Annotated in this window: 1 protein-coding gene; it reads right to left on the bottom strand. The window is 52.8% G+C overall.

Annotated features, from left to right (window positions below):
• Window positions 1-23: 23 nt before the first annotated feature.
• A complete protein-coding gene (locus EII30_RS08810) occupies window positions 24-626 on the bottom strand; it encodes a hypothetical protein (protein ID WP_124886969.1) in 603 nt (200 codons plus the stop codon).
• Window positions 627-976: the final 350 nt, after the last annotated feature.

Genomic DNA, 976 nt, shown 5'->3' with positions numbered 1-976 from the left:
TATCTCACTCCGAGAGAGTTTGCTCAACAGCAGGTGGCGGGTTGAAAAACTCTAATAACGCCTGGACCTAAAAACGGGGCCCCCTCAGTGTGGATCGCGTCCATCGGCGCCGTGGTGTTGGTTAGCTCAAACGTTTTAGAGGAGTTATTCAATGAGGTGTTGGTGTCACCCGGCACTTCACCAAGCACTGTTTTAATCTCAAAGGATGCACTCGGGGCCGCAACAAACCCGGCAAAGGTTTCGGTCACAACCTCAAACCATTTACCGCCCGTGATCGGCTCTCTATGCGTGCCTTTGATTGCGTGTTTTTCTGGATCATAGCGCAGGTCCGCCGGACAGCTGACGGGTTGCCGGCCAGCGTTGGCTCCGGACCCGACAAAGCAGCTGAATCTGAACGCCTCCGCCGGATCACTAATCAGGCCTGCCCTCACCATCTGTTCCGGTGACAAAACAGCACGCTTCGGTAGCACCTGGCTAAAGGCCAGCTCGTCAACTTGCACTGAGGAGTTAGTTATTTTTGAGCTGAAACTCAAGGCATCGCCAAATGCGTGACTACTCGCGCTGACCTCGGTGATCGAGCTTACGTCATTACATGTAATAGCGCCGTAGATGCGCATATATCCCATGTCAAATACCGCAGCACTTTCCGCTGCGGGCCTTGCAGTGACGCTGTTAGCCACGCTGACATAGTCAAAACCGTTCCTGCAGTTATCGAGGGTCTGCACAACCGGTATCCGCAGGACCAGTTTTTTACCCGCGGGGATTGTCACGTGTCCAAAACTGTTGATGTAGCGGTTTCTGTTATAACTTGTTTTATCAGTGCTTTGAAATAGGTCCTCACTCGTGCCAGCTCCCGGCCGAAATTCCTCTTTGAACTCTGTCCCGTTGAGGGGGCCCCGTTTTTAGGTCCAGGCGTTATTAGAGTTTTTCAACCCGCCACCTGCTGTTGAGCAAACTCTCTCGGAGTGAGATAACC

The organism is Leucobacter sp. OH1287 (assembly GCF_003859945.1).
Taxonomy (GTDB): Bacteria; Actinomycetota; Actinomycetes; order Actinomycetales; family Microbacteriaceae; genus Canibacter.
This window is presented reverse-complemented; position numbering and strand designations above follow the sequence as displayed.